The following is a 6,070-nucleotide window of genomic DNA, read 5'->3' on the forward strand; positions in this document are numbered from 1 at the left end:
TCGCCCCCTTTCTCAGCAAATGCCCAACGTCTCGGCTTGCTCTGCCGTGATCATGTTCTCGACGATCAGGCATCGCCCGACCCGATCCGGGATCAGTCCCGGATCCACCGTTCCGCCCTCTCTCAGCCTCTCGGCGATCTGCTGCGCTCTGAACCGCTCATCGGGGTGGAAATAGGGCCTCGCGCCCACACGCGCGGGCGGGTGCGCCTCACGCGCGCCCGCGTTTCTTACGGTTCCCTTACGGTTAGTGTCCGGACGTCCGGACACGGCTTTGGCCATTTTCCGGACACGGCTTTGCGGGTTTTCCGGACACGGCTCGGCCCCTTTCCGTGTCCGGTTTCCGGACACGGCTCTGGGCGCGCGGGCGGGCTCTTCCTCGGGCAGAGCGAGCAGGTAGAGCGTCTTCTCCTGCCGCCTGGTGCGCCGGTCCGAGCGCTGGATGCGCTTGATCAGGCCCATCTCTTCGAGAGCCTTCAGATGGACGTTCAGCGTCGACCGCGCCATGCCGCATTGCTCGGCAAGACGGTCCTGTGACGGGTCACATTGCCCGGTATCGGCGTTGTGCCGGTCCGCCAGCGCCACCAAGACAAGCTTGGTTGCCGGTTTCAGACCAGACATCGAGAACGCCCAATTTGTCGCCTTGTGGCTCATGCCTTACCTCGAAGCGCGCAAAGCACCACCCGTGTCCGGAATCCGGACACGGCGCAGAGCGCAGGTCTCTGGAGACACGGCCGCAGGGCCGCGTCAGGTTTGTGGATCAGTCGGGCGGGTCAGCCGGGGGGATCACGCGATCCGCCGGCGCGCAGGGCCGGGACGACGAGGCTAACCATCACGGCCATCCCGCGACATAGACCGGCCCGTTGCGCGCCACGACGTCGCGAACATCCCGCTCGATCGCCGCGCTCGCGCGCCAGCCCGGGATGTCGGGCACGTAAACCGAATGCGACGCCGCCAGCATCGGCGCGCACCAGCGCAGCCAGGCGCCCGCATCGAGCGCCCATTCCGCCGCCGCCCGGATACCCCGATGCGCCTTGCGGTCCTCGATCATCGCCTGCATCTGCACCACGGGCGAGACCGCGCAGACGCCCAGCTCGGCGAGCTGGCGCGCCCACAAGGCCGCCGCATTGGCCGCCTGACGCGCCGCCGGCAGGTGGAACAGCCCGCCCGGCGCCGCGATCTCGGCATAGGGCGTGGCGAGATAGACCTGCCCATGCGTGCGCCGTGCCAGCGCCTCGGGCAACACGCCGAACCGCACCGAAGGCGCATGTTCCAGCGAGGTCCAGAAGTCCGAGGGTCGGGGCGCGGTGTCGGTATCGCGCGCCATCAGCCCATCCCCAAAGCAGCTTTGTAGAGGTCGAGCACCGCCTCTTCCTCGGCGATCTCGTCCGCGCGCTTCTTGCGCAGCGCCACGATCTTGCGCAGCGCCTTGGTGTCGTAGCCCCGCCCCTTGGCCTCGGCCATCACCTCCTTCTGCAGGTCGGCAATGTCCTTTTTCTCGGCCTCAAGGCGCTCATAGCGCTCGACAAAGCTACGGATCTCGTCCGCCGTCACGTCATAAGCGCCCTGCCGGACAGCCTCGTCCTCGGGCGTGTTCTTCATCGGCACCCCGCCCGCGCGCGGGGCGGGATCGGGATCGGGTTCGTCATCAAGCATGTCTGGGCCTTTCAATGTTGGAGGGGGTTCACCGGGGACAGCGGAAAAAGGCCCCCGGCGGCAGGCACGCCACCGGGGGGGTCCAACAGGGAACCGACGCGCAGACCCCGGCGCGCCCCGGGAGCCAGATCCCAACCCGGCAAATCCAAGTCGGCATCCCCGCGCCGCCGGGAGGAGGAAAGCAGCGCGGGGACGCCCTGGACCGGCCCGGGGGAGCGGGCGTGCCAATCGGAAAGAAAAGGGACCTGCCCGCGCGCCCCCGAGGGTGCACAACGGGCCGGCCAGTTGGCCGCACCATCCCCGCGACGGCGCGGATCTGCGGCAGACGCGCGCGGTGAGCAGGCCGCGCGACAGGCAAGGTAAAAAGGGGCGCGAGCCGCGCTCACGATACGGCGCCCCGGAACGGAACAACGACGCTTACGGGACGCGCTGGCATCATGAAGGGCTGTTCACCCGTTCCGAGGGGCCGCTTGCACAGCTCTCCCAGCCACCGGGTCAGGTCTTCGTCGGTCAGCCCGAATTCCCGCGAAACGGCAATGGCAGCGGTGAACAGCGCTTGCGCGATCTCCCCCGCTTCGTGCGCGTCGAAGTCGGCATGATCGGGGTAGAGCTCACCCGCTGCTGCATCCAGCGCCGCCTCGGCCGCGTCGACCATGCGCTCCGTCATGGAGAGGGCCATCACCGCACCCCCACGCGCAGGGCCGCAGCGAGGATCTCGCCCCGCCAGGCGAGCATGGCGCGCGCGGCGACGTCACCCGTGGGCACATGCAGCCCGTCGAGCCAGTTGCGCGCGGTCTGGACGCGGACGCCGAAGGCCTCGGCAACGGCATGCGGATCGGCGCCCCAGCGAGCCAGAAGGAAAGCCTGCCAGACCCGCGCGAAGCCGCCGCGCCAGGCGATCGGGTCGGGCAGAGGGCCAGCCGCGCGGACAGCCTGCCGCCCCCTGCCCCGCCCGCCTTCGGGCGCAAAACCATGGTATTGACGGGACACGGGCGCGGCCCGGCGCGAGGATGCACCCGAGGCAGCAACAAGACGAAGGGAGGTTTTGGTCATGAAGGATTTCCTTTCAGGCGGCGTCTTTGCTGAAATTTTCAGGCGGATTCGCCCGCATCCACGCGCGCATCCGGTCGACATTGATCATCGTCGGGCTGCTTCTGCCGGCCTTCCACGAATGCCAGACCCCACCGCCGTAACCGCAGATCTTGCGGATCACGGCTTGGGGCGGGCGGTTTGCGACCGCTGCATAGGCTTCGATTTCCGCGATGAGCTCTTCCATAGCGCGCAAAATGGGGACAAATCTCCCCTGCGGTCAAGGGATTATTTTCCTCATATCCACACTGCGCCGGGCGGGGTAAATTTTCCCCAATGAAAACAACCTTTCGCGACGCATTCATTCGGGAACTGGAGAAGAGCGGTCGCTCCCTGCGGGACGTGGCCCTGAAGGCCGGTGTCTCGTACGAGCAGGCGAAAAAATTCCGGCAAGGGAAGAGCAGCACCACCAACGCGGAAGACGCGGTCGCTCTTGCCGCCGCCCTGGGCTTCACCGTCGAGGATCTGCTGGGCGGTCGTATCCCTGCCGAGACGCCGTCGATTGCCGTTGCGGGCCGGGTCGGAGCCGGAGACAGCGTTTTCCTGGCGGACGATTACGCGAAGGGAGACGGGCTCTACCACATTGTCTGCCCCCCGCAGCTTTCGCCCTCAGGCATCGTAGGGGTCGAGGTTCAGGGCCAGTCCATGGCCCCTATCTATCATTCAGGCGACGTGCTGCTCTATTCGCGTGACGCTATGGGGGTGCCGACCGAGGCGCTCGACCGGATATGCATCTGCGAGGACGACGAACACCGCGTCTGGGTCAAGCAGGTGAAGCTCGGGACCGGACCGGGCCTTTTCCATCTGATTACTGCTAATCCCATGGGACAGAACCAATTCGACGTTGCACTTATCTGGGCTGCCCCCGTAAGAATGCACCTGCCGGTTGAGTTCGTCCGCAAGGTTTAGAAGTCGAATAATGAACAAGTACAGTACGGCCCGCTCGCTGATCGCGGTGCTGAGCATCATCGGATGGATCACGGTTGCCGCAGGAATCCTGTTCGCACTGGTACTGTATCAGTCGTCAGGTCTCAGACTCTCGATCCCCGTCATCATTTCGCTGGGCCTTGGCGGGCTTGCCCTGGTCGCGATTGCCCAAATGGCCACAGCGCAGCTCGATACAGCCGAGAATACCGCGGAAATGGTTGCCTTGCTGAAACAGTCCCTGGCGCGGCCTGACCCTGCGAAAGCGCCTCAGCCAGCAACCACACCGCCCCGGCGCGAACCACCAGTCAAAGCCCCGCCCGTCCCGGGCGACGTCGTGGAAATGCGCCATGGCAAGGACATCGTCCGCATCGAGAACGGTTACCGCGCCGAGGGCAAAGACTTCGCCACCATCGGCGGCGCGCGGGTCTGGATCGATGCGCAAGCCCTTCGCTCGGGCAAGTGACCTAGACCACCCTGCGCAAACACAGCATGCCACCACGGCCGAGGCGCCCGCCTTCGACCCCTCATCAGAGCATCACGATAGGGGATAATTTTCCCTTTTTATATTGACAGGGGATATTTATCCCCTAATGCTCCTCTTACCGAAAGAGCAGGAGCCACAGATGCCCACCCCCTCCAATCCCCGCACCACCACGACCCTGATCGACCCGCTGCACCCGCTCGAAGACGAGCATATGCGCAAGGTGCGTTGGGTTTTCCTGCGCCGGCGTCTCGCCGCGCAACGTGCCGCACGCGCCCGTCACCAAGGGGTTGCCTGATGGCGGGAGCATCCACCGCACGGCGGGTTCACGACAGGACCGGGATCCCTGATCCCGGCACCGCCCTTCCGCCGCTGTTTCACGGGGCCATCGCCGCCCTTGGTTGCGCGCCCCTCGTCACCCGGCGCCGTGTTCTGGCCGATCCCGCCCTACCCGCCGCCGCCCGCCGCACCGCCGCCCTTTGGCTGCTGCAGCACGGACAACCCCGCGACCACGCCGCCTCGAAACGCTTCCTGGCCGAGATCTCGGCCAGCTGACCACCTTGCCCGAGGTACGCCCATGACCGCCCGCGCCGCCATCACCGCCGCCGCCATGCGCGAAGCCATTGCCGCCGCGCGGGAAGGCGTGCGCATCACCATCAAGCCCGATGGCGAGACCATCATCGAGCCCGCGCTGCCCGCAGCGCAGGTGGCAAACGAATTCGATCTGATCGACATGAGGAAACGATGAAGCGGTCCCTGCCCGCCTATGTCTATCCGAAGGGCAAACGCGGCTACCTGTATTTCTGCCGGGGTGGCCAGACGACGCGCGTTCACTCTGTCCCAGGCACGGCCGATTTCGCGGCGGAATATGCCCTGCTGCTGAAAGGCCGCCCGCCCCTTCCGACCGGCAAGACCTTCTCGGCGCTGATCGCCAGCTACCGCCGCTCGCAGCGCTTCACCAAGCTGAAACCCCGGACGGTGTCGGATTACGACAAGGTGCTGGCCTTCATCGAGGACCGCATGGGCAAGCTGGATCCGGCCAAGGTCGAGCGCCGGCATATCGTCGGATGGCGTGACGACAACGCGGGGACAGTCCGCTTTGCCAACTACCTGGTCCAGGTGATCCGGGTGCTGTTCGAGCATGCGATCGATCTGGGCTGGCGCAATGACAACCCGGCCAAGGGCGTGCTGCTGATCCCGTCGCAGCGACCGAGGCGCGAGGCGTGGCCGCAGGAAAAGGTGCAGAAGTACCGCGAGGTTGCGACCGGCCCCGCAAGGCTGATCTTCGAGCTCTGCCTCGGCAGCGGGCAGCGCATCGGCGACGTGCTGCGGATGCGCTGGAACGACATCGAGGCGGGCGGGATCAACGTCCGGCAGGGCAAGACCGGGGCCGTGCTCTGGGTGCCCCTGACGCCCCATCTGCGCGCGGCGCTCAATGACACGCCGAAGCGTGGCCTGACCATCGTGAGCAACCCCGACGGGCGCCCCATGGCCTACAAGACGGCGCAGGGCCACGTCATGGCCACCCGCAAGCTGGCCGGGGCCGAGGCCCACGACATCCATGCGCTGCGCCATACCGCGGCGGCGGAACTGGCCGCGCTCGGCTGCAGCGATGAGCTGATCATGTCGGTCACCGGGCATTCCAGCGCCCGCATGGTGGCCCATTACGCGGGCGCCACGCGGCAACGCGCGCGGGCTACCGAGGCCCAATCCCGGCGCGGGAACAGAACGGGGCCGGAACGCGAACCTGGAAACAGCGGTTGAAACGGGCGCGAATTACCCTTGCAAACAAGCCGTTAAAGTGTTGAAAGAAAACGGTTAGGCCGCTTGCTGGAATGGTAGACAGACCGGACTTAAAATCCGTTGCCCGGATGGGCGTGTGGGTTCGAGTCCCACAGCGGCTACCATCTTGCGATCCGC

At 66.3% G+C, this 6,070-nt stretch carries 12 protein-coding genes and 1 tRNA gene; 7 read left to right on the forward strand and 6 right to left on the reverse strand.

Annotation, left to right across the window (positions count from 1 at the left end):
• Positions 1-12: 12 nt before the first annotated feature.
• The 6 genes from ACEQXV_RS00895 to ACEQXV_RS00920 form a co-directional block, all read right to left on the reverse strand.
• Positions 13-651, reverse strand: a complete 639-nt coding sequence (locus ACEQXV_RS00895) for a helix-turn-helix domain-containing protein (protein WP_370267439.1) — start codon at positions 649-651, stop codon at positions 13-15.
• Between the two features lie 178 nt (positions 652-829).
• Positions 830-1,324 (reverse strand): DUF1937 family protein, encoded by a 495-nt coding sequence (locus ACEQXV_RS00900; protein ID WP_370267440.1) that lies wholly within the window; start codon positions 1,322-1,324, stop codon positions 830-832.
• Entirely contained in the window at positions 1,324-1,653 is a 330-nt protein-coding gene (locus ACEQXV_RS00905; protein ID WP_370267442.1) for a DUF2312 domain-containing protein, read from the reverse strand. The genes ACEQXV_RS00900 and ACEQXV_RS00905 overlap by 1 nt, the downstream gene beginning before the upstream one ends.
• A 382-nt stretch (positions 1,654-2,035) precedes the next feature.
• On the reverse strand, positions 2,036-2,332 hold the full coding sequence (locus ACEQXV_RS00910) for a hypothetical protein (RefSeq protein ID WP_370267443.1): 297 nt from the start codon (positions 2,330-2,332) through the stop codon (positions 2,036-2,038).
• Entirely contained in the window at positions 2,332-2,706 is a 375-nt protein-coding gene (locus tag ACEQXV_RS00915) for a hypothetical protein (protein ID WP_370267444.1), read from the reverse strand. Before ACEQXV_RS00915 ends, ACEQXV_RS00910 begins: the two co-directional genes overlap by 1 nt.
• A 13-nt stretch (positions 2,707-2,719) precedes the next feature.
• Positions 2,720-2,929, reverse strand: a complete 210-nt coding sequence (locus ACEQXV_RS00920; protein ID WP_370267445.1) for a hypothetical protein — start codon at positions 2,927-2,929, stop codon at positions 2,720-2,722.
• 89 nt (positions 2,930-3,018) lie between these two features.
• Between ACEQXV_RS00920 and ACEQXV_RS00925 the strand changes: the two genes are divergently transcribed.
• From ACEQXV_RS00925 to ACEQXV_RS00955, 7 genes are all read left to right on the forward strand, one after another.
• Positions 3,019-3,651 carry a helix-turn-helix transcriptional regulator gene (locus ACEQXV_RS00925; RefSeq protein ID WP_370267447.1) on the forward strand — a complete coding sequence of 211 codons (633 nt, stop codon included), beginning with the start codon at positions 3,019-3,021 and terminating at the stop codon, positions 3,649-3,651.
• Between the two features lie 10 nt (positions 3,652-3,661).
• Positions 3,662-4,132, forward strand: a complete 471-nt coding sequence (locus ACEQXV_RS00930; protein ID WP_370267448.1) for a hypothetical protein — start codon at positions 3,662-3,664, stop codon at positions 4,130-4,132.
• A gap of 160 nt (positions 4,133-4,292) precedes the next feature.
• Entirely contained in the window at positions 4,293-4,448 is a 156-nt protein-coding gene (locus ACEQXV_RS00935) for a hypothetical protein (RefSeq protein WP_370267449.1), read from the forward strand.
• Positions 4,448-4,705 carry a hypothetical protein gene (locus tag ACEQXV_RS00940; protein WP_370267450.1) on the forward strand — a complete coding sequence of 86 codons (258 nt, stop codon included), beginning with the start codon at positions 4,448-4,450 and terminating at the stop codon, positions 4,703-4,705. Before ACEQXV_RS00935 ends, ACEQXV_RS00940 begins: the two co-directional genes overlap by 1 nt.
• Before the next feature lie 22 nt (positions 4,706-4,727).
• Positions 4,728-4,898: a hypothetical protein gene (locus ACEQXV_RS00945; RefSeq protein ID WP_370267452.1), complete on the forward strand. Its 171-nt coding sequence runs from the start codon at positions 4,728-4,730 to the stop codon at positions 4,896-4,898.
• A complete protein-coding gene (locus ACEQXV_RS00950; protein ID WP_370267453.1) occupies positions 4,895-5,914 on the forward strand; it encodes a tyrosine-type recombinase/integrase in 1,020 nt (339 codons plus the stop codon). The genes ACEQXV_RS00945 and ACEQXV_RS00950 overlap by 4 nt, the downstream gene beginning before the upstream one ends.
• Before the next feature lie 57 nt (positions 5,915-5,971).
• Positions 5,972-6,057 (forward strand) — tRNA-Leu (locus ACEQXV_RS00955).
• Positions 6,058-6,070 lie beyond the last annotated feature (13 nt).

The sequence above is a fragment of the Nioella sp. genome, from assembly GCF_964229645.1.
Lineage (GTDB): Bacteria > Pseudomonadota > Alphaproteobacteria > Rhodobacterales > Rhodobacteraceae > Nioella.